The sequence below is a fragment of the Pseudomonas onubensis genome, from assembly GCF_965653655.1.
Lineage (GTDB): Bacteria > Pseudomonadota > Gammaproteobacteria > Pseudomonadales > Pseudomonadaceae > Aquipseudomonas.
This window is the reverse complement of record NZ_CBFHAZ010000069.1, coordinates 14255-34745: the sequence shown is the minus strand read 5'-3', so window position 1 is coordinate 34745 and position 20491 is coordinate 14255. Positions and strand designations below refer to the sequence as shown.

Here is a 20491-nt window from a genome sequence, read left to right as displayed (position 1 = left end):
CGAATGCGGTGCGTCAGTCAGCTTATGAGTCACTGATGCACCGCATTCGCGAGCAAGCCCGCTCCCACAGGGGATTTGTGATTAGTTCAGGAGGGCGTTGCGCAGGCTGTCCGACAGGCCTTTCGGCGCCAGCCAGATACCGAGGTAGGCCTTTGACAATTCATCATCACGACTGCTGAACACCACCTGCTCATTGATCTCCAGGTTCAACCCGCGCCCAGGGCGAAAATCCAGGGCATAACGATCGCCGCTACGAATGTTGCGGAAACTGGCGTGCAACTGATCGAGTTCAGGCTTCAGGCGGGCGAGGGTGGCGCTGGTCTGCTGGCGCTCAAGGGTGGCCGTGGCGGCCTTGATCACATCACTGCGGTCGATGTCGCGAAAGTAATACAGCGCCAGGTGCACAGCCTTTCGCTGGTCCCAGGCCTGTTTGGCGCTGATATCAGCTGGGGCGTACAGCGCGGCTGCGTAGACATCCGCCCAGAGATACACCAGCACCGCCTGGTTTTTCAGCGCCAGTTCATGAGACTGCGCCGGGAAGCCAGCCTGTTTGAGCCGATCCGCCTCACTGGCATGCACTGCAAGCGAAAAAATCATCATTAAACACAAAACCACATGCCGCATAATGGCCCCGCCTGAGAAGGTGCGTGTCAGCAGTGTAATGCCAGTTTGCAGTTTCTGTAGTAAAGGCAAGACTGGCCTACGACGCGACCAAGGGTTAATGTGCGCGGCGTTGAGGCTTATATAGACTGTGCCCCGGCTCACACACTTGAGCCAAAAATTTCCTTCATGCCCGCTGGCCGCGGCATGATTTAGCCAGGCGTCCAACCGTACGCCTGGCCTGTTCTGAGGAGTACGCATGGCTGTCTACAACTACGACGTAGTGGTACTGGGTTCCGGCCCGGCTGGAGAAGGTGCGGCAATGAACGCCGCCAAAGCGGGGCGCAAGGTGGCGATGGTCGATAGCCGTCGCCAGGTCGGCGGTAACTGCACCCACCTGGGTACCATCCCGTCCAAGGCCTTGCGTCACTCGGTGCGCCAGATCATGCAGTTCAACACCAACCCGATGTTCCGGGCCATTGGTGAGCCGCGCTGGTTCTCGTTCCCGGACGTGCTTAAAAGTGCCGAGAAAGTCATCTCCAAGCAAGTCGCGTCGCGTACCGGCTACTACGCCCGTAACCGCGTCGATCTGTTCTTCGGCACCGGCAGTTTCGCCGACGAGCAAACTGTCGAAGTGGTCTGCGCCAACGGCGTGGTCGAGAAGCTGGTGGCCAAGCACATCATCATCGCCACCGGTTCGCGCCCGTATCGCCCGGCGGATATCGATTTCCACCACCCGCGTATCTACGATAGCGACACCATCCTGAGCCTGGGCCACACCCCGCGCAAACTGATCATCTATGGCGCCGGCGTGATCGGCTGTGAATACGCCTCGATCTTCAGCGGCCTGGGTGTGTTGGTGGAGCTGGTCGACAACCGCGACCAGTTGCTGAGCTTCCTCGACTCGGAAATCTCCCAGGCGTTGAGCTACCACTTCAGCAACAACAACATCACCGTGCGCCACAACGAAGAGTACGAGCGGGTCGAAGGCCTGGACAACGGGGTGATCCTGCACCTCAAGTCCGGCAAGAAGATCAAGGCCGACGCCTTGCTGTGGTGCAACGGCCGTACCGGCAACACCGACAAGCTGGGCATGGAAAACATCGGGGTCAAGGTCAACAGCCGTGGCCAGATCGAAGTGGACGAGAACTACCGCACCTGCGTACCAAACATCTACGGTGCCGGTGACGTGATCGGCTGGCCGAGCCTGGCCAGTGCTGCGCATGACCAGGGCCGTTCGGCGGCCGGCAGCATTGTCGACAATGGCAGCTGGCGCTACGTGAACGACGTGCCGACCGGGATCTACACGATTCCCGAGATCAGCTCGATCGGCAAGAACGAGCACGAACTGACCAAGGCCAAGGTGCCTTACGAAGTCGGCAAGGCGTTCTTCAAGAGCATGGCGCGTGCGCAGATCGCCGGTGAGCCGCAAGGCATGCTGAAGATTCTGTTCCACCGTGAAACCCTTGAGGTTCTCGGCGTGCATTGCTTCGGCTACCAGGCCTCGGAGATCGTGCACATCGGCCAGGCGATCATGAACCAGCCGGGCGAGCAAAATACCCTCAAGTATTTTGTGAACACCACGTTCAACTACCCGACCATGGCAGAAGCCTATCGGGTAGCGGCCTACGACGGCCTCAACCGGCTTTTTTGAGCGGCTCCGGCCGGTGGCCTGAGCCGGCCGGGGAGACCGATTTCAGTAATTCTCGAGGGTGGCAGTGGCCAAACCGGGAAAGTCTGTAATCAGGCTATCTACGCCGAAGTCGGCGAGCCTGCGCATCAGCGCAGGTTCGTTGACCGTCCACACGGACACGTGCAAACCCTGGCGCTGGGCTTTTTCCAGACGCTCGGGGGTGCACAGCGTCCAGTTCAATGCCAGGTACTCACAGTCGTAGTTCTGCGCGACCTTCAACGGGTCGAGCCAGGCGTATTCGGCCACCAGGCCGCGTGACAGGTCCGGGGTGAGTTCCACCGCGGCTTTCAATACTTCCCGCGAACTTGAAGTGACGGTGACCTTGTCCATCAGGCCATGGCGCACGGCCATCTCGCGGATCGCCAACACGGTGGTCGCGGCGCGGGTGCGTGAGGCACTTTTGACTTCCAGCTGCCAGTGATCGAAGTCGCACTGTTCGAACAGTTCTTCCAGGCGCGGAATCGGGCACGGCTTGACCCAGCCTGGGCCACCCTTGCGCGCGTCCATCTTTACCAGGTCCGCCGCCGAGTATTCGACGACCTTGCCGCGCCGGTCGGCGGTGCGTTTGAGGGTCGGGTCGTGGATCACCATCAACTCGCCGTCCATGGACAGGTGCAGGTCCAGTTCGCAGCGGCGTACACCGTGCTTGAGGCACTCCTGAAAGCTGGTCAGGGTGTTTTCCGGTGCTTCGCCTTTGGCACCGCGGTGGCCATAAATCAGGGTCACAGTTGCTCCTTTGCGCCAGATAGCCTGGCGTAGTCAATACGTATTCAGAGGTCGTCGCTTTGTTCCCGCGCCAGACGGCGTTCCTGGGCCTGTTTCTGCAGGATATAGCGCGCCAGCAACTGGCGCTGGGCGTCGGTCATGGATTCGAACTCCGTGCCCACGTCAAAACCATCGCCCTTGGGGTCGCAATGCGTCACCCGTGCGCGCAACAACAGGCCCAGCGCCTGGGGCATCAGCACCAGCTTGACCGCCAGATGCGCGCCGGGCGCCAGGGGCGTGGGGTGTTGGAAGTCGATGCCGCCTTCGGAGATGATCACCGGCTGCGGTGCGCCGACTTCGTCCAACAGGCCACGAGCCATGATCTGGCTGAGCAGATCCACGCGTTTGTTCTGGACTTTGAGAAAGGCCGCCAGGCTGCGATCTTTCTCGCTGATCTGGCGCAGCAGGTGCTGGGCTTCGAATTCGCTGAGGTGCAGTTCACTGAGCAGATTGAATAGCGGGGAATCATCCAGCAACACTTCCTTGCTCGCCGCTTCCGGGGCAGACAGTGTGCTGATTTGAAGTGCGATCATGTCGTCGATACGGTAGTATTCGCGGCGTTCTTCTTCATCTAATGTCGACATGGCGAACCCAAAGTAGCGGTAATGGTCTGAGTGTAAAGCTGCTTACCTGACCCCGCCACCGGGACGTCTTCTTTTCCTCCGAACAAGCCCCGACATGTTCAGACCTCTCTTCGTATTTATCGGCACGCGTTATACCCGTGCAAAGCGCCGCAATCATTTTGTGTCGTTCATTTCCCTGACCTCGATGATCGGGCTCGCCTTGGGCGTGGTCGTGATGATCGTGGTGCTGTCGGTGATGAACGGCTTCGATCATGAGATGCGCACTCGCGTGCTGGGCATGGTGCCCCACGCGACCATCGAGTCCGATGAACCCATCAACGACTGGCAAAGCCTGGCCGCCAAGGTCAAGCAAAACCCCAAGGTAGTGGCCGTTGCGCCGTTTACCCAGATGCAGGGGCTGCTGACCAACGACGGCAAGGTGCAGAAGATCCTGCTCAATGGCGTCGATCCGGCCCAGGAACGTAACGTGTCGATCATCGACAAGTTCATGTTGCAGGGCAAACTCGACGACTTGGCGCCCGGCAGCTTCGGCATCGTGATCGGCGACAAGGCCGCGGCCAAGCTCGGCGTGGGCATCGGCGACAAGCTGACCTTCGTTGCGCCGGAAGTCACCGTCACCCCGGCCGGCATGTTCCCGCGCATGAAGCGCTTTACCGTGGTCGGCACCTTCCACGTCGGCGCCGGCGAAATCGACGGCTACCTGGGCCTGACCAACCTCACCGACCTGGCGCGCCTGCATCGCTGGCAGCCGGATCAGGTGCAGGGCCTGCGCCTCAAGTTCAACGACCTGTTTGATGCACCGCGCGGCGCCTGGGAAATCGCCCAGCACCTGGGCGACTCGCAGTACTACGCCCGCGACTGGACCCGCACCCACGGCAACCTCTACCAGGCCATCCGCATGGAAAAAGCCATGATTGGCCTGCTGTTGCTGCTGATCGTCGCTGTTGCCGCCTTCAACATCATCTCCACCCTGGTGATGGTGGTGAACGACAAGAAGGGCGACATCGCCATCCTGCGCACCCTTGGCGCCACGCCGGGGCAGATCATGGCGATCTTCATGGTGCAGGGCACCGTGATCGGCGTGGTCGGCACCTTGATCGGCACCGCCGTCGGCATTCTGGCCGCGCTGAATGTCAGCGCCGCCATTGCCGCGCTGGAAAAAGTCATTGGCCACAAGTTTCTCAACGCTGACGTCTACTTCATCGACTACTTGCCGTCCCAGGTTCAGGCCCAGGACGTATTGATGGTGGGCGGCGCCGCGTTGCTCTTGAGTTTCCTTGCCACCCTGTACCCAGCCTGGCGCGCGGCACGCACCCAGCCAGCACAGGCCTTACGTTATGAGTGAATCGGGCATGAGTGAAAAAGCTATTTTGAGCTGCCGCAACCTGGGCAAATCCTACGAGGAAGGCCCGGAATCGGTGGTGGTGTTGTCCAACCTGCAGCTGGAGCTGCACCCGGGCGAGCGCGTGGCGATCGTCGGCAGTTCCGGTTCCGGCAAAAGTACCTTGCTCAACCTGTTGGGCGGCCTGGATACACCTTCCGAGGGCAGCGTGTGGCTGGCCGGTGAAGAGCTGTCGGCACTCGGTGAAAAAGCCCGTGGCCAACTGCGCAACCGTTCGCTCGGTTTTGTGTACCAGTTTCACCATCTGCTGCCGGAATTCACCGCGCTGGAAAACGTGTGCATGCCGCTGCTGATCGGCAAGACCGCGATCCCGGAAGCGCGCCAGCGCGCCAAGGCACTGCTGGAGCGCGTTGGCCTCGGCCATCGCCTGGAGCACAAACCGGCTGAACTGTCCGGCGGCGAGCGCCAGCGTGTGGCCATCGCCCGTGCCCTGGTGAACAACCCAGGCCTGGTGATGCTCGATGAGCCGACCGGCAACCTCGACTCGCATACCGCACAAGGCATCAAGGACTTGATGCTGGAACTGAGCACCCAGATGCGCACCGCGTTCCTGGTGGTCACCCATGACATGAGCATGGCCCGCCAGATGGACCGCGTGTTGCACCTGCAGGAAGGTCATCTGGTCGCCATCTGACCCGTTTCAAGCCTGGCTTTTTTAAGCCAGGCTTTTTCATTTTTTTAAACGGTGCCCGCGAATGTTCAGACCGTTATCGATTTTTATCGGCACGCGCTATACCCGCGCCAAGCGCCGCAACCGTTTTGTCTCGTTTATCTCGATGACCTCGATGATCGGCCTCGCCCTGGGCGTATTGGCGATGATCGTGGTGTTGTCAGTAATGAACGGCTTTCAGCGTGAAATGAGCACGCGCATTCTCGGCATGGTGCCCCACGCCACCATCGTCGGTGTGAACCCGATTGATAACTGGCAGCCCGTGGCCGCCGCCGCACTGAAGAACCCCGAGGTCACGGCTGCGGTGCCGTTCACACAGATGGACGGCATGTTCTCCTACAAGGGCTCGATGCAGCCGATCGAGATCAGCGGCGTTGACCCGGCCCAGGAAGGCAAGGTGTCGATCGTGGCCCAGCATATCGTGCGCGGCAAACTCGAAGACCTCAAAGCCGGCGAGTTCGGCGTAGTGATCGGCGACATCACCGCACGGCGCTTTCGCCTGAACGTCGGCGACAAGCTCACCCTGATCGTGCCGGAAATCAGCACGGCCGCACCGGGCGGCATCACCCCGCGCATGCAACGCCTGAACGTGGTCGGTATCTTCAAGGTCGGCGCCGAGCTGGATGGCTCCATGGCCCTGATCAACATGGCCGACGCCGCCGAGATCCAGCATTGGCAGCCGAACCAGGTACAAAGCGTGCGCCTGGCGGTGAAGGATTTGTACGCCGCACCCAAGGTTTCGGCCGACATTGCCGCGAGCCTGGGCGCCGGCTACAAACCGGATGACTGGACCCACACCCAGGGCAGCCTGTTCAGCGCCATGAAGATGGAAAAGACCATGATCGGCCTGCTGTTGCTGATGATCGTCGCCGTCGCTGCGTTTAACATCATCGCCACGTTGATCATGGTGGTGAACGACAAAGGCGCGGACATCGCGATTTTGCGCACCATCGGCGCCACGCCACGGCAGATCATGGCGATCTTCATGGTGCAGGGCACGGTGATCGGTATTGTCGGCACCTTGATCGGCGGGGTGCTGGGTGTGATTGCGGCGCTGAACGTGAGTGAACTGGTGGGCTGGCTGGAGCGCGTGACCGGGCAGCATATCTTCAGTTCGGACGTGTACTTCGTCAGCAACCTGCCTTCCGAGCTGCAAGGCGGCGATGTGCTGCTGATTTGCACAGCCGGGTTTGTGTTGAGCTTTATGGCGACGATTTACCCGGCGTATCGGGCGGCGAAGATTGAGCCGGCGCATGCCCTCAGGTACTCGTAATATTTAAGACCGCTTTCGCGAGCAAGCCCGCTCCCACATTCGACCGCATTCCAAAGGATGTACGCGATCAAATGTGGGAGCGGGCTTGCTCGCGAAGGGCCCGCCCGGCCTGCATCAACCTGCCGTTCGATCGTTCCCACGCGGAGCGTGGGAACGATCATCTGTGACCATTGGGCAACTCAATCACAAACCTGGTCCACCCGGCTTCAGACTCACAATAAATCCTCCCCCCATGCGCCCGCACAATCGACTGGGTAATCGCCAACCCCAGCCCTGCATGCTCGCTGCTGCCTTCGCGGCGCGCCGGGTCTGCCCGATAGAACCGATCAAACAATTTAGGTAACAAAGCCGCAGGGATACCTTCTCCGGTATTGGCGACAGTCAGCGTCACAGCCTGTGCGCTTTCCATTATCCGCACCCGCACCTCGCCACCCACCGGGGTAAACCGCAGCGCGTTATCCAGCAAGTTCGACAAGGCTCGGCGCAACATACCGCGATCGCCCGCCGTTTGAGCCGTGCCCTCGCACACCAGCTTGACCTGCGCGTCTTCGGCCAACAGCGCAAAAAACTCCAGCAACGCCTCCACTTCATCGTGCAGCGCCAGCGCTTCGCGTTTGGGCATCAGCAGGCCATGGTCGGCTTTGGCCAGGTACAGCATGTCATTCACCAACTGCGCCATCCACTGCAACTCCTCCAGGTTGCTGTGCAGCGTCTCGCGGTAGTCCTCCAGCGGGCGTGGCTGGGTGAGGATCACCTGGGTCTGGGTCAGCAGGTTCGACAGCGGGGTGCGCAGTTCATGGGCGATGTCGGCGGAGAAGGCCGACAAACGCTGGAACGAGTCGTCGAGCCGCCCCAGCATCGCGTTAAACGCCTGGGCGAGTTCGGCCAGCTCCACCGGCATTTGCGCCTGGGGCAAGCGTTGGGTCAGGGAATGCGCGGACACGCCTGCCGCCACTTCGCTCATGCGCCGCAACGGCCGCAGCCCGCTGCGCGCCGCCCATGCGCCGAGCAGCGCGGTGGCGAGCGCCGAGAGCCCGACGGTCAGCCAGATCAGGTGCTGCATGCGTTGCAGGAAGTGCTGGTGGTGCGTGATATCGAGCATCAGGCTCAGTTGCGGCGAACTCGGCTGGCTCGGCTGCAATGGCACGTTGTACACGCGGTAGTCGGTGCCGGCGGTTTGCAGGCTGTGCAGGCCAGGCGTTTCGGGCAGGGTGACGCCTGGGACGCCGTCATACCAGCGCTGGTCGGCAGCGGTGATACGCAGGGCAAGGTCGGGTTGGCGATTGAGTTCGGCGCGCAATTGCGCTTCGCGCTGGGCGAACACCAGCGGCGTGTCGACACCTTGCAAGGTGCTGCGTAACGCTACCAATTTGCCGTCGAGCAACTGCTGGTCCAGCTCGATGAAATGCGCCTCACTGGCCTGGTTGAACAACACGCCGGCGATCAACGAGACCACCGCCGTACAGCCAGCAAATAACAGCGCCAGACGGCTGGCCAGGGACAGGCGCGGGATCAATTGCACCGCTCCTCCAGCACATAGCCCATGCCACGCACGGTGTGGATCAGCTTGGTGGGGAAGTTGTCATCGACTTTAAGGCGCAGGCGGCGGATCGCCACTTCGATGATGTTGGTGTCGCTGTCGAAATTCATGTCCCACACCTGGGAGGCAATCAAACTCTTGGGCAGCACTTCGCCCTGGCGGCGCAGCAGCAGTTCGAGCAGGGCGAACTCCTTGGCGGTGAGGTCGATGCGCTGGCCGTCGCGCTCGACGCGGCGGCGGATCAGGTCCAGGCGCAGGTCGGCCAGTTGCAACGCGGTTTCCTGCGGTGTGCTGCTGCCACGGCGCAACAGGCTGCGCACCCGTGCCAGCAGTTCGGAAAAGGCGAAGGGCTTGACCAGATAATCGTCGGCGCCCAGTTCCAGGCCATGCACACGGTCTTCCACGGCGTCGCGGGCGGTGAGGAACAACACCGGGATTTCCAGGCCGGCGCTGCGCACCGCTTGCAAAATTTGCCAGCCGTCGCGGCCGGGCAGCATCACGTCGAGGATCAACAGGTCGTAGTCGCCGGTCAACGCCAGGTGCTGACCAGTGGTGCCGTCAGCTACCAGCTCAGTGGTAAAACCTGCCTCGGCCAAGCCTTGGCGCAGGTAGTGGCCGGTTTTCGGTTGGTCTTCAACGATCAGCAGTTTCATGGGCAACTCGTGGCAACAGGTGACGATGGGCTTTATACCGTGGGGGTCAGCGTAAGGGCGTAACCTGACAAAGTTGTAATCTAGCAATCAGCTGGCTGGCAGCGGGGCCATCTTAAAGTGCTGAGCAAGCTGGACACACTTTTTTGGAGAAGCGTCATGGCGTTGCGTACACCACTGTTATTGGCGGGCTGTTTGTTGGCGTTGAGCGTTAATGCAATGGCCGATGAGGCCCACACCTATGCGTTTGGCCACCCGGCACCGGCCGATAAAGCCACGCGCACCGTGGAAGTCACCCTGCAGGACATTGCCTTTTCACCCAAGGCTCTGGATGTAAAAGCCGGTGAGACCGTGCGCTTTGTGCTGGTCAACAAAGGCCAGTTGCTGCACGAATTCAATCTGGGTGATGCGGCGATGCATGCCGAACACCAGAAAGAAATGCTCAAGATGCAAGCCAGCGGCATGCTCACAGCCACCGGCATGGGCAAGATGGACCACGCCGCCATGGGGCATGGCGACATGGGCGGCATGAAGCATGATGATCCCAACAGCGTGCTGGTGGAACCGGGCAAGACCGCCGAGCTGACCTGGACCTTCACCAAGGCCACCGGTCTTGAGTTTGCCTGCAACATTCCTGGGCATTACCAGGCGGGCATGGTCGGCAAGCTGACCGTTGAGTGAGGCGATTCTTAAGGGCGGGAGCAAAGGCTGGTAGACTGGCGCGGTTTATTTAGCCAGGTTTCCGCCATGCATCCCGCAGCCGAACATTCGCCGCTGGGCAAGTCCAGTGAATACATCTCCACCTACACGCCGTCGTTGCTGTTCCCGATCCCTCGCGCCGCCAAATGGGCCGAGCTGGGGCTGACTGCCGAAACCCTGCCTTATAAGGGCGTGGATTTCTGGAACTGCTTTGAACTGTCGTGGCTGCTGCCATCGGGCAAGCCGGTGGTGGCCATCGGTGAATTCAGCATCCCGGCCGAGTCGCCGAACATCATCGAGTCCAAGTCTTTCAAGTTGTACCTCAACTCGCTGAACCAGACCGCGTTTGCCGATACGCAAAGCCTGGAAGCCACCTTGCGCACCGACCTCAGCGCCGCCGCCGGCCTGCCTGTGAGTGTGCGCATCCGCAGCCTGGCCGAGATTGAAGCCGAAGGCGTGATGGCGTTGCCGGGCGCGTGCATCGACGAGCTGGACATCAGCGTCAGCAACTACGAGCACCCGCGCCCGGAACTGCTGCGTTGCGACGACTCGCGCGTTATCGAGGAGAGCGTGCACAGCCACCTGCTCAAATCCAACTGCCCGGTCACCAGCCAGCCGGATTGGGGCAGCGTGGTAGTGGAGTACCGTGGCCACGCGCTGGATCACGCCAGTTTGCTGGAATATATCGTGAGCTTTCGCCAGCACTCGGACTTTCATGAGCAGTGCGTGGAGCGCATCTTTCTGGACTTGCAGCGGTTGCTCAAGCCCGAGAAGTTGACGGTGTATGCGCGCTATGTGCGCCGTGGTGGGTTGGATATCAACCCGTATCGCAGCACTGAGGATGTGCAGTTCCAGAACGTGCGCCTGGCCCGTCAGTAGCCGTCACACAAAACAAATGTGGGAGCGGGCTTGCTCGCGAAGGCAGTGTGTCAGTCGATAGATTCTTAACTGATACACCGCTTTCGCGAGCAAGCCCGCTCCCACATTTTGGTTCTGTGTTTGGCTTGGGGCCGGGTTAGATCCCGATATTGCCCAGGGTCGCAACAATATTGCGCAAGGTCCCGGCAATACCTGGGTGGTCCAGTTCGAAGCGTTCCACCGCCAGGTTCACGCCATCGGCAATGCTTGGGTCCTGGATAGCGCCTTCCAGCGGTTCCTGAACTTCCAGTTCGGCAATCAATGATTCCAGCTCGTCGCGTTTCTCCACCGACATCAGCGGGTCGCTATTCAATTGCTCGCGCAATTCTCTGACTTGGTCTTTCAGCTGTTCGCGGGCACGCATGACGTTCTTCCTTTTATCGATAGGCACTGGCATAGACCGCGGCACGCCGTGAAAGGTCTACGGGCTGACCTGTAGATTAATCCACCGGCGCCTTGAGTGCATGATCTCTATCAGGGCTTCTCGCCTTTAAGCTGGCGCAGGCTGATATCCGCCAGGCACGTGCCCAGCTCGCCAAGGTGATCGATCACCGAATGCACGCCCAGCCCATACAGCGCCACCGTGGCTTTGCCGCGCTTGTGCTCGCGTTGTTGCTCGGTCAGCGCCTGCCATTGTTCCGGCGACAGGCCGCACAGCGAGCCGCAGGACGCCAGGCCGATGGTCCACAGCCCGGCATTCAGGCCCGATTGCAGCAAACGCGGTTCACCGCTGACCAGCACACAGCCTTCTAGGCGTTGGATATTCAGTTCCATCAAGGCTTGCCAGCAAGCATGCGGCGCGGGCCAGCGAATCGCGGCGGGCGGCGTGGCTTTGAGCCAGGCGGGCAGGGCCGTCGCCAGCGGCGTGGTGACAGAAGCAGGCAGTTCATCCAGCCAGGCGCAGGGCACGCCCTGGTCCTTGAGGCTGCGCAGAATCTTCAGCGCGCCGGGCGTGGCCTGGGAGTCGGGGCAGGGCGAGTCGGTGCGGGCCTGGGAACCGAAATCCACCAGGCAGCCACTCAGGCCAAACAGCACGGCAGTCAAGGTGGGGGCGCTGGCGACGGCAATTTCGGCGTGAGGCATTTCGACTTCCCTGAAATAATACGACGCTATCCGGGCTGCATGACAAGCGGATGACACTTAACTTGTTTGTAGGAATTTTGTGCATTTTGCGTATGTCGATTCCTCGTCACTGCCTAAATCCACCCATCCGTCATATACTGACGGTCTTATTCAGGGCATAGCGCCCATGACAGACCATTCAAGGAGCCAAAGCTATGCGCTGGAGCCAGTACTTCACTCAGCTATCTGTGTGTGCAACTATCCTGCTCGCCCCGTTCGCGGCCCAGGCTGCGTCGGAAGACGATCCATGGGAAAGCGTCAACCGCCCGATCTTCACTTTCAACGACACCGTTGATACCTACGCGCTCAAGCCGATTGCCCAGGGTTATCAATTTGTAACCCCGCAATTCGTGCAAGACGGCATCCACAACTTCTTCCGCAACATCGGCGACGTCGGCAACCTGGCCAACAACGTGCTGCAGCTCAAGCCGCACGCCGCCGGTGTGGACACCGCTCGCCTGTTGATGAATACCACCTTTGGCGTGCTCGGCTTTGTTGATGTCGGCACCAAAATGGGGCTGCAACGCAGCGATGAAGACTTCGGCCAGACCCTCGGCTACTGGGGCGTAGGCAGCGGTCCTTACGTGATGCTGCCGCTGCTGGGCCCAAGCACCCTGCGTGATGCGCCGTCCAAATACGTCGACAGCTACACCCAACCGTACCGCTACATGAACGATATCGGCTGGCGCAACAGCACCTTCGGCCTGAACATCGTTGATACTCGAGCCAGCCTGCTCGACAGCGAGAAGCTGATCACTGGCGACAAGTACACCTTTATCCGTAACGCTTACCTGCAGAACCGTGAGTTCAAGGTAAAAGACGGCAAGGTCGTCGACGACTTTTAAGCCGTGACGTTTTGAAATGAAAAAAGGCGACCTTTATAGGTCGCCTTTTTTGTGCACGGTTTTCAGTGCATTTTCAAGATCTTGAGGCCCAGGTGCTGGCGCTCGCCTTCGCTTTTGGCCCACACCACCTCGGTGTCCGCTTCCAGGCCGGCAAGGGCGGCATGCTCCGAGTCGATGCGCACGGTCAGTTGGTCTCCCACCTGAAACTGGCGAGGGGCCTCAACCTGCATGCCGGAGCTGGAAAGGTCCACGCAAACCCCGGCAATCTCTTGCCCTGCGTGGATCAGCGCCACATCGGCATCCACGCGCATGCGGATGAAATCGCGTTTTTCGTCGTAGCCGCGCTCATGTTCGCTCACGGGTTCCATCCTTACTTTGTGTTGTGGTGGTGACTGTTCTTATAACTCCCGGTGATTTGCGGTGTAAAGACGCCCGGCGACCATCGGCATGAGCTTGAAACCCCTGACGGATGGGAGTACCGTCTGCGCCTTAGAAGGGCACCTCTGCTTTACTGTTGTGCATGGGAGAAATCCCGGTACTTTGTAGGACAGAGAGGCTAGAAAGCGAATCCAGTACGTGAGCCCGGCCATTGCCGAGCCGCCTACGCCAACCTAATTCTGGCGCCGTTTGCCCACATGCAAAAAACCAGTGCCACGCTGCTGATAATCGATGACGACGAAGTAGTGCGCGCGAGCCTCGCGGCCTATTTGGAAGACAGTGGCTTCAGCGTCCTGCAGGCCAGTAATGGCCAACAGGGTCTCCAGGTGTTCGAGCGCGACAAGCCCGACCTCGTGATCTGCGACCTGCGCATGCCCCAAATGGGCGGCCTGGAGCTGATTCGCCAGGTAACCGAGCGTGCGCCGCAGACGCCAGTGATTGTTGTGTCCGGTGCCGGCGTGATGAACGATGCTGTCGAGGCCCTGCGCCTGGGCGCCGCCGACTACCTGATCAAACCCCTGGAAGACCTGGCGGTGCTGGAGCATTCGGTGCGCCGCGCGCTGGACCGTGCCCGCCTGCTGCTGGAAAACCAGCGCTACCGCGAAAAGCTCGAAACCGCCAACCGCGAACTCGAAGCCAGCCTCAATTTGCTCCAGGAAGACCAGAACGCCGGTCGCCAGGTGCAGATGAACATGCTGCCGGTGAGCCCGTGGACCATCGACGAATTCAAGTTTGCGCACCAGATCATCCCGTCGCTGTACCTGTCGGGTGATTTCGTCGACTACTTCCGCGTCGATGAGCGACGTGTGGCGTTCTACCTGGCCGACGTGTCCGGCCACGGCGCTTCTTCTGCTTTTGTTACCGTGTTGTTGAAATTCATGACCACGCGGCTGTTGTTCGAATCCAAGCGCAATGGCACCTTGCCGGAGTTCACCCCCTCCGAGGTGCTGGGCCACATCAACCGAGGCCTGATCAGCTGCAAGCTGGGCAAGCACGTGACGATGGTTGGCGGCGTTATTGATGAAGAAACCGGTCTTTTGACCTACAGCATCGGCGGTCACCTGCCGATGCCGGTTTTATACACTCCTGACAGTGTGCGTTACCTGGAAGGCCGTGGTCTGCCGGTGGGCTTGTTTAACGAAGCCACCTACGAAGACCACATCCTGGAACTGCCGCCGACGTTCAGCCTTACGCTGATGTCCGACGGCATACTGGACCTTCTTCCAGAGCCTACACTCAAAGAGAAAGAAGCCGCCTTGCCCCAAAAGGTCAAGTCGGCGGGCGGCAGCCTGGATGGCCTGCGGCAGGTTTTTGGATTGGCCACGCTAGGGGAGATGCCGGATGATATCGCCCTATTGGTGTTGAGCAGGAATCTTTGATGAGTACCGGAAGAATCCAATTCGCCGAGCAAGACGGGACCTTCGTCCTGAAGTTTGTCGGTGAAGTGCGCCTGACCTTGTGTTCGGCGCTGGATGCGACGATTGAGCGGATCTTCACCGCGCTGAACTTCTCAGCGATCGTGATCGATCTGACCGAAACCCGCAGCATCGATAGCACCACCCTGGGCCTTTTGGCCAAGTTGTCCATTCTGTCTCGGCAGAAGGTCGGCCTGTTGCCGACTGTGGTCACCACCCACGAAGACATCACCCGTCTGTTGCAGTCCATGGGCTTTGATCAAGTGTTCAACATCGTTGACCGCCCGATCCCGTGCCCGGAATGCCTGACCGACCTGCCTTCGCAAGACCAGTCCGAAGAAATCGTACGGGTCAAGGTGCTGGAAGCGCACAAGATCCTGATGGGCTTGAACGAGTCCAACCGCGAAGCCTTCCACGACCTGGTCAACGCACTGGAACGCCACTAAGCCCCCAGTTGGAACACAGTCAAATGTGGGAGCGGGCTTGCTCGCGAATGCGGTGTGTCAGTCAGCAAATTCATAACTGACCCACCGCATTCGCGAGCAAGCCCGCTCCCACAGTTTGAACTGTGACCGGCTTGAGATCGGCGACCACAAAAAAGGGCGGCACCCTCACAGGTGCCGCCCTTTTTGTCGCCGCCTGCCTTACAGCTTGGCAGTCAACAACGCCTCCAGCTTCTCCTGGTCCCGAGCAAACTGACGAATCCCCTCTGCCAGCTTCTCAGTCGCCATCGCATCCTCGTTGGACTCCCAACGGAACTGCGCTTCAGTCAAATGCACCCGCGCCTCACCGGCATGGCCTGGCGACAGCTTGCGCTCCAGCTTGCCTTCATCGGCCGCCAGCTTCTCCAGCAGGTCCGGGCTGATGGTCAGGCGGTCACAGCCGGCCAGCTCTTCAATCTGGCTGAGGTTACGGAAGCTCGCACCCATCACTACGGTTTTGTAGCCATTGGCCTTGTAGTAGTTGTAGATGCGCGTCACCGACACGACGCCTGGGTCTTCAGCGCCGGTGTAGTCGTTGCCGTTGGCCTTCTTGTACCAGTCGTAGATACGGCCCACGAACGGCGAAATCAGGAACACACCGGCTTCGGCGCAGGCCACGGCCTGGGCAAACGAAAACAGCAGCGTCAGGTTGGTCTGGATGCCTTCTTTTTCCAGCTTCTCCGCCGCGCGGATGCCTTCCCAGGTGGAGGCGATCTTGATCAGCACGCGGTCACGGCCTACGCCGGCTTTGTCGTACAGGTCGATCAGACGGTGCGCACGCTTGAGAATCGCGGCTTCATCGAACGACAAACGCGCATCCACCTCAGTGGAAATACGCCCCGGCACGACTTTGAGAATCTCTTGACCCACCGCCACCGCAAAACGGTCGCTGGCCAGGCCCACGTCGCCGTTGCAGTCCTTAACGCACTCATCCAGCAGCTTGGCATAGCCTGAGATCGAAGCAGCCTTGAGCAGCAGGGAAGGGTTGGTAGTGGCGTCTTGTGGCTTGAGCTTGGCGAGGGTAGAAAAATCGCCGGTATCGGCTACGACAGTGGTGAATTGCTTGAGTTGTTCCAGCTTGGAAGTCATGGGCGTGCTCTGTCCTGTGGGTCTGATGACATTACCCGAGCGCCGACAAGCGCTCAAGGGCGCAAATACATTCGGTCGTTTGCGCGGGCAACAACCTGAAAACAGCCGTTTGAATCACCGGCCATACTGCTAAATAGGAGACCAAAACCCCCGACAGGTTCAACCCACTCTACCGATCGCTCCCACGCTCCGCGTGGTAACGCATCCTGGGACGCTCCGCGTCCCGCCACCCACGCACGGCTCAAGCCCTGCGCAAGGGTGACGCGGAGCGTCACGCCCTGCATTCCCACGCAGAGCATGGGAACGATCAAGAGCCTCCAGCCACACACCAATCCAACTGTGGGAGCGGGCTTGCTCGCGAAAGCGGCCTATCAGCCTCCAAATCAACCCACTGACACCCAACCCCTCACCGCCCCTCCAACAACTCCCCAGCCTGATCCAACAACGCCAACGGATCACTCGCCTTATGAATATCCACCGACAACAACTGCCTGAACCGACGAGCCCCCGGAAACCCGGTCCCCAACCCCAACACATGCCGAGTAATGTGATGCATCGCCCCACCACTGGCTAAATGCTCCGCAATATAAGGCCGCAACTGCGCCAACACCTGCGCCCGACTCACCACCGGCGCCGCACTGCCAAACAACTGCTGATCCACCTGCGCCAACACATACGGATTGTGATAAGCCTCCCGTCCCAACATCACCCCATCAAACACCTGCAAATGCGCCTGGCACTGCTCCAGCGTCTTGATCCCGCCGTTCAGCACAATCTCCAACTCCGGGAAATCCTGCTTCAACTGCGCCGCCACGTCATAGCGCAACGGAGGAATGTCGCGATTCTCCTTCGGCGACAACCCCTCCAGAATCGCAATCCGCGCATGCACCGTAAAACTCGTACACCCCGCATCCCTCACCGTCCCAACGAAATCACACAACTCGGCATAACTGTCCCGCCCATTGATCCCGATACGATGCTTCACCGTCACCGGAATCGACACCGCATCCCGCATCGCCTTCACACACTCCGCCACCAGTGCCGGGTGCGCCATCAAGATCGCGCCGATCATATTGTTCTGCACCCGATCACTCGGGCAACCGACGTTCAAGTTCACTTCATCGTAACCGGCAGCCTCAGCCATACGCGCGCAAGCGGCCAGGTCGGCGGGGACGCTGCCGCCCAACTGCAGCGCGAGTGGGTGCTCGGCTTCGTTGTGGCGCAGGAAACGGTCGTGGTCGCCGTGGAGGATCGCGCCAGTAGTGACCATCTCGGTGTAGAGCAGGGCGCGCTTGGAGAGCAGGCGCAGGAAGTACCGGCAGTGGCGGTCGGTCCAATCCATCATGGGGGCGACGGAGAAGCGGCGGGAGAGGGGAGCGGATTTTAGGGGCATTGGGGGATCTGAGTCAGCGGGGTGAATGGGGCGCAGTTTATCAGGGATGGGTCTTGGGTGTGGGGGAGGCTTGTTTTGCGGCTTTCACCACTTCGAACGAGGAAGTTGCCGTGTGTGAAATACGCCGAGGATTTGCAGGCAATCACCGCGTACCTAATGGACGCTCTTCATTCGGCATTGCGGCTCAAGCGCCTGGCGCGCATCGCTGCCATCTGATCATCGGTGGCGAATTTGCCTTGGTCGGCTTCTTTAACTGCCAGCTCGATCTGGGCCTTCAGCGTTTTGTCGTGCTCGATGTAGTCGCGGAGGACGTCCATTGCCAGATAGGTCGCAGTCTGGCCGTGGGTTTTGGCAAGATCGGCGAGGGAGTTGGACAGGTCTTCCGGGAGGTTCAGAGATATTCCAGTCATGGCTGCCTCGATGGTGGATAGTTGGGGGGCATCTTGCACTGTGGAGCACTGGCTTGAATCAGCAGTTCGTCGCTGTGTGTATCCGGAAGTGATTTGTTCCACTTCACTGCCGGAGTATCGTGGTCTGACCCCGATATCTCATTCCAATCCATCACCGAAAAAACAGATGTTTTTCGCTCGTGGCCGGCAGCAGTCGGCCAAAAGCTGACAGTAGCTGCCGGAAAAATCAGCACCCTCTGTCTTTATACCTTTGAGCGCCAAGAAAACTGTGAGGCCCAAGCAGAGAGGTCTTGAGAGAAAATAGGCGGTGGTGTACGCAAAGGAGTGGTTCAGGGCTTGCGAATTTCAAATCCCACCATTTTTTTTGGGAGGTCGTATAGTTTTTCAAAGCGGAGCGTGCCACCGGCAGCGGGTGGCCATGCCTGCTTGAGATTCTCTGAGACCCGGACTGTGTTTGTTCCAGAGCTCAACTTGGAGGCTTCCCAAACGCATTGCCCGATGGCCTTGGGCTGCATAAACGCCGAGGTGCCGACAAGCGTCACGATGGCTTTGCTGAGAGACAGACCTGCACCAATTGAAAGATTCGGTAGCTCAAACCTCTCAGCTAGAAGCTCATTGACGATTTGCCTGGTCTGCGTAACGCAGTTGTCAGCTACCTGATAGGCGGTTCGAACAGATTTGACGCGATCGTTAGCGTCGACCTTGAAGAGGATGAGCGCCCCGTCACCAAGGTATTCCGTGACGTGGCCATCCTCAAACAAGGCTGTTGTGGCTAATGCCGGCAGTAAGGCTGACGTTTCGTAGAAGACCCTTTGGAAACCGCTATCGATCGCCGGAAATTTCTGAAGATTTTGCAGGCGATCCGAAGAGTTGCGCATGTCAACGACGAGAGCGACGAACTCTGTCACCTCTGGCTTTCCCTGTTGTACATACGGATGCCCAGGAATGTTGCTTTCATTTCCCGCCCTGGATTCAATGGAGGCATTTATGCTGTCCATGATCATCCCGACCTTTTCCCACGTCCGCACAGCGCCGTCCAGGCCGTCGACTGCTGCTTTGCGGATGGCTGCAAGTTGATGGTTGTTCATTTAACTAGCTTCCTGAAATGACGTTTAACCCTGTCCCAGACCTGCTTCTCAACGGTCTCTGTCATTTGTTGAGGGTAATAGATGATGCTCAAGCCTATGAGGTCGCTGGGGAGCTTCACCTCTTTACCGCTAGGCGCCATCAACACTGTGCGCTTGCGGCCAAATCTACCCACGAAAAGACCGAGCTCGAACAAGACGTTGTCACGAGGCATGGATTTCTCTGTGCCACGAGACTTAACGATGTCGTCGTCGTTGGCGACAACTACTGCGAAGTCCGAGTTGGTCAGCTCCGCTTCAAGGTCATCCATTGGGTAGCTAGATAGCTGGAATATCTGAGGCATGCTCCATGGGGCGTATTCAAGGTCGGAGTCATGTGCGAAATGCTGGATTCCGCTGTCGACGACTGAGAGGGCTTCGGCAGAAGAGATCGCAAAGATGCGATGCTTCTCACGCGGCCGGGCGACGTTGGCATTGCGTACGGCGATCCGTTTTGCGAGATCCCTTGCAAAGGCCAGCGTTGCTTCGGGAAATTGCAGGAGAAAACCTTTGAAATGCTCTTTTGAAAGCTGAACTGCCACCACTTCTTCGCGAGCGATCACGGTACTCGTACGTGTCGTGACGTGGACGGCAGCAATCTCACCGACGTGATTGCCCGCTTCGAAATTCTCAACCAGCACACGTTTGCCGATACTGATCGCCACAGAACCCGTTAGCAGAAAGAAAACGTCCGTGGCTGACTCGCCAAACGTAATGAGCGCCTCGCCAGCTTTGAAATCTTTCAGCTCCCCGTGCTCTGCCAAATAATTCGCACGTTGCCTGTCTTGTTTGACCAGCGGTTGCACCATGAGCTGTTCGACCAACTCGTCACGGTCTTTCCTTAATCGCTCCAGCATCACTGCATCCTTGTTACGTGTAGTGGCTAAATGATGTCTTAGCCGGTGTGCCAGTGCAATAGAAGATTGAGATGGGAGGTGGAGCCTGGAGGTAGCACGGCCAGGTCGAGAAAATTTTCCGAGGTGCCGTTCAACAGAAAAGGGGGCAGATTTATTTAATGCACTCGCAACGTCCGCTTCTGGCCGATTGCTTCCTTTCGTAAAGGGCAGGGCGTCAATGCTTGGAAGTTGTGTTGATACAAAAGTGGTACGCAGCTTTCAGGTCAGCTCTGTAGGGCATGGAATGCAAGGCCTACAGGATTAGTAGATCCAATCCATCACTGAGACCATTAACCCAGCATGAGTGATCTCGACAGCGGGCTAAAATTCACAGGGAAATTTCCCACACCCTTCTCAGCTTGCCCCTCAGACCACCCCTAGCTAACCTCCCCAAACCGCTGGAAACCCAGCGGCCGGATGTGGAAGTCCGTACCAAGCTAAGACGCAATCGTCACAAACACCTACCGGCGTTTTTTTACGTCT

Annotated in this window: 22 protein-coding genes; 9 read left to right on the top strand and 13 right to left on the bottom strand. The window is 59.3% G+C overall.

What is annotated here, in order from left to right; translation table 11 throughout:
• Positions 1 to 81: 81 nt before the first annotated feature.
• On the bottom strand, positions 82 to 624 hold the full coding sequence (locus ACTD9P_RS20470) for a chalcone isomerase family protein (protein ID WP_438869123.1): 543 nt from the start codon (positions 622 to 624) through the stop codon (positions 82 to 84).
• A gap of 235 nt (positions 625 to 859) precedes the next feature.
• On the opposite strand from ACTD9P_RS20470, the gene sthA reads away from it, so the two are divergent.
• A complete protein-coding gene (gene sthA, locus ACTD9P_RS20465) occupies positions 860 to 2254 on the top strand; it encodes a Si-specific NAD(P)(+) transhydrogenase (protein WP_003189670.1) in 1395 nt (464 codons plus the stop codon).
• A gap of 42 nt (positions 2255 to 2296) precedes the next feature.
• Here sthA and ACTD9P_RS20460 read toward each other — a convergent pair whose 3' ends face one another.
• Together ACTD9P_RS20460 and ACTD9P_RS20455 are read right to left on the bottom strand one after the other, a co-directional pair.
• On the bottom strand, positions 2297 to 3019 hold the full coding sequence (locus ACTD9P_RS20460; protein ID WP_438869122.1) for a glycerophosphodiester phosphodiesterase: 723 nt from the start codon (positions 3017 to 3019) through the stop codon (positions 2297 to 2299).
• A gap of 44 nt (positions 3020 to 3063) precedes the next feature.
• A complete protein-coding gene (locus ACTD9P_RS20455) occupies positions 3064 to 3642 on the bottom strand; it encodes a PilZ domain-containing protein (protein WP_058419625.1) in 579 nt (192 codons plus the stop codon).
• A gap of 94 nt (positions 3643 to 3736) precedes the next feature.
• On the opposite strand from ACTD9P_RS20455, the gene ACTD9P_RS20450 reads away from it, so the two are divergent.
• The 3 genes from ACTD9P_RS20450 (at position 3737) to ACTD9P_RS20440 (ending at position 6987) form a co-directional block, all read left to right on the top strand.
• Entirely contained in the window at positions 3737 to 4987 is a 1251-nt protein-coding gene (locus tag ACTD9P_RS20450) for a lipoprotein-releasing ABC transporter permease subunit (protein ID WP_017137435.1), read from the top strand.
• Between the two features lie 7 nt (positions 4988 to 4994).
• Positions 4995 to 5678: a lipoprotein-releasing ABC transporter ATP-binding protein LolD gene (gene lolD / locus ACTD9P_RS20445; protein WP_020372695.1), complete on the top strand. Its 684-nt coding sequence runs from the start codon at positions 4995 to 4997 to the stop codon at positions 5676 to 5678.
• 61 nt (positions 5679 to 5739) lie between these two features.
• Complete coding sequence (locus tag ACTD9P_RS20440; RefSeq protein ID WP_438869121.1) at positions 5740 to 6987, top strand: lipoprotein-releasing ABC transporter permease subunit; 1248 nt, start codon at positions 5740 to 5742, stop codon at positions 6985 to 6987.
• Positions 6988 to 7144: 157 nt separating this feature from the next.
• Here the strand turns inward: ACTD9P_RS20440 and ACTD9P_RS20435 are convergent, their stop codons facing one another.
• Positions 7145 to 8503 (bottom strand): heavy metal sensor histidine kinase, encoded by a 1359-nt coding sequence (locus ACTD9P_RS20435; protein WP_438869125.1) that lies wholly within the window; start codon positions 8501 to 8503, stop codon positions 7145 to 7147.
• Positions 8500 to 9180 (bottom strand): heavy metal response regulator transcription factor, encoded by a 681-nt coding sequence (locus tag ACTD9P_RS20430; RefSeq protein ID WP_138816221.1) that lies wholly within the window; start codon positions 9178 to 9180, stop codon positions 8500 to 8502. Before ACTD9P_RS20430 ends, ACTD9P_RS20435 begins: the two co-directional genes overlap by 4 nt.
• A 156-nt stretch (positions 9181 to 9336) precedes the next feature.
• Here ACTD9P_RS20430 and copI point away from each other — a divergent pair, with 156 nt between their 5' ends.
• Positions 9337 to 9858 carry a copper-resistant cuproprotein CopI gene (gene copI, locus ACTD9P_RS20425; RefSeq protein ID WP_200430518.1) on the top strand — a complete coding sequence of 174 codons (522 nt, stop codon included), beginning with the start codon at positions 9337 to 9339 and terminating at the stop codon, positions 9856 to 9858.
• 66 nt (positions 9859 to 9924) lie between these two features.
• Complete coding sequence (queF, locus tag ACTD9P_RS20420) at positions 9925 to 10755, top strand: NADPH-dependent 7-cyano-7-deazaguanine reductase QueF (protein WP_438869120.1); 831 nt, start codon at positions 9925 to 9927, stop codon at positions 10753 to 10755.
• A gap of 136 nt (positions 10756 to 10891) precedes the next feature.
• Here queF and ACTD9P_RS20415 read toward each other — a convergent pair whose 3' ends face one another.
• Entirely contained in the window at positions 10892 to 11158 is a 267-nt protein-coding gene (locus ACTD9P_RS20415) for a DUF4404 family protein (protein WP_438869119.1), read from the bottom strand.
• A gap of 110 nt (positions 11159 to 11268) precedes the next feature.
• A complete protein-coding gene (gene pcrP, locus ACTD9P_RS20410) occupies positions 11269 to 11877 on the bottom strand; it encodes an HAD superfamily inactivated hydrolase PcrP (protein WP_438869118.1) in 609 nt (202 codons plus the stop codon).
• 194 nt (positions 11878 to 12071) lie between these two features.
• Between pcrP and ACTD9P_RS20405 the strand changes: the two genes are divergently transcribed.
• The gene (locus tag ACTD9P_RS20405; protein WP_438869117.1) at positions 12072 to 12761 is read left to right on the top strand and encodes an MlaA family lipoprotein; all 690 of its coding nucleotides are present in this window, start codon (positions 12072 to 12074) and stop codon (positions 12759 to 12761) included.
• Between the two features lie 62 nt (positions 12762 to 12823).
• On the opposite strand, the gene ACTD9P_RS20400 is transcribed toward ACTD9P_RS20405, so the two are convergent.
• Positions 12824 to 13120, bottom strand: coding sequence for a PilZ domain-containing protein (locus ACTD9P_RS20400; RefSeq protein ID WP_438869116.1), 297 nt, complete (start codon positions 13118 to 13120; stop codon positions 12824 to 12826).
• 276 nt (positions 13121 to 13396) lie between these two features.
• On the opposite strand from ACTD9P_RS20400, the gene rssB reads away from it, so the two are divergent.
• Both rssB and rssC read left to right on the top strand, forming a co-directional pair.
• On the top strand, positions 13397 to 14578 hold the full coding sequence (gene rssB / locus ACTD9P_RS20395; RefSeq protein ID WP_110624244.1) for a two-component system response regulator RssB: 1182 nt from the start codon (positions 13397 to 13399) through the stop codon (positions 14576 to 14578).
• Positions 14578 to 15060, top strand: a complete 483-nt coding sequence (gene rssC, locus ACTD9P_RS20390) for an anti-sigma factor antagonist RssC (protein ID WP_010212025.1) — start codon at positions 14578 to 14580, stop codon at positions 15058 to 15060. Before rssB ends, rssC begins: the two co-directional genes overlap by 1 nt.
• Positions 15061 to 15258: 198 nt before the next feature.
• Here the strand turns inward: rssC and tal are convergent, their stop codons facing one another.
• The 5 genes from tal to ACTD9P_RS20365 form a co-directional block, all read right to left on the bottom strand.
• Positions 15259 to 16185, bottom strand: coding sequence for a transaldolase (tal, locus tag ACTD9P_RS20385; protein WP_438869115.1), 927 nt, complete (start codon positions 16183 to 16185; stop codon positions 15259 to 15261).
• 406 nt (positions 16186 to 16591) lie between these two features.
• Entirely contained in the window at positions 16592 to 17578 is a 987-nt protein-coding gene (gene dusA / locus ACTD9P_RS20380) for a tRNA dihydrouridine(20/20a) synthase DusA (protein WP_438869114.1), read from the bottom strand.
• Between the two features lie 167 nt (positions 17579 to 17745).
• Positions 17746 to 17988, bottom strand: a complete 243-nt coding sequence (locus ACTD9P_RS20375; RefSeq protein ID WP_438869113.1) for a CopG family ribbon-helix-helix protein — start codon at positions 17986 to 17988, stop codon at positions 17746 to 17748.
• 329 nt (positions 17989 to 18317) lie between these two features.
• Positions 18318 to 19076 (bottom strand): hypothetical protein, encoded by a 759-nt coding sequence (locus ACTD9P_RS20370; RefSeq protein ID WP_438869112.1) that lies wholly within the window; start codon positions 19074 to 19076, stop codon positions 18318 to 18320.
• Complete coding sequence (locus ACTD9P_RS20365) at positions 19073 to 19969, bottom strand: TIR domain-containing protein (protein WP_438869111.1); 897 nt, start codon at positions 19967 to 19969, stop codon at positions 19073 to 19075. Before ACTD9P_RS20365 ends, ACTD9P_RS20370 begins: the two co-directional genes overlap by 4 nt.
• Between the last annotated feature and the right edge of the window lie 522 nt (positions 19970 to 20491).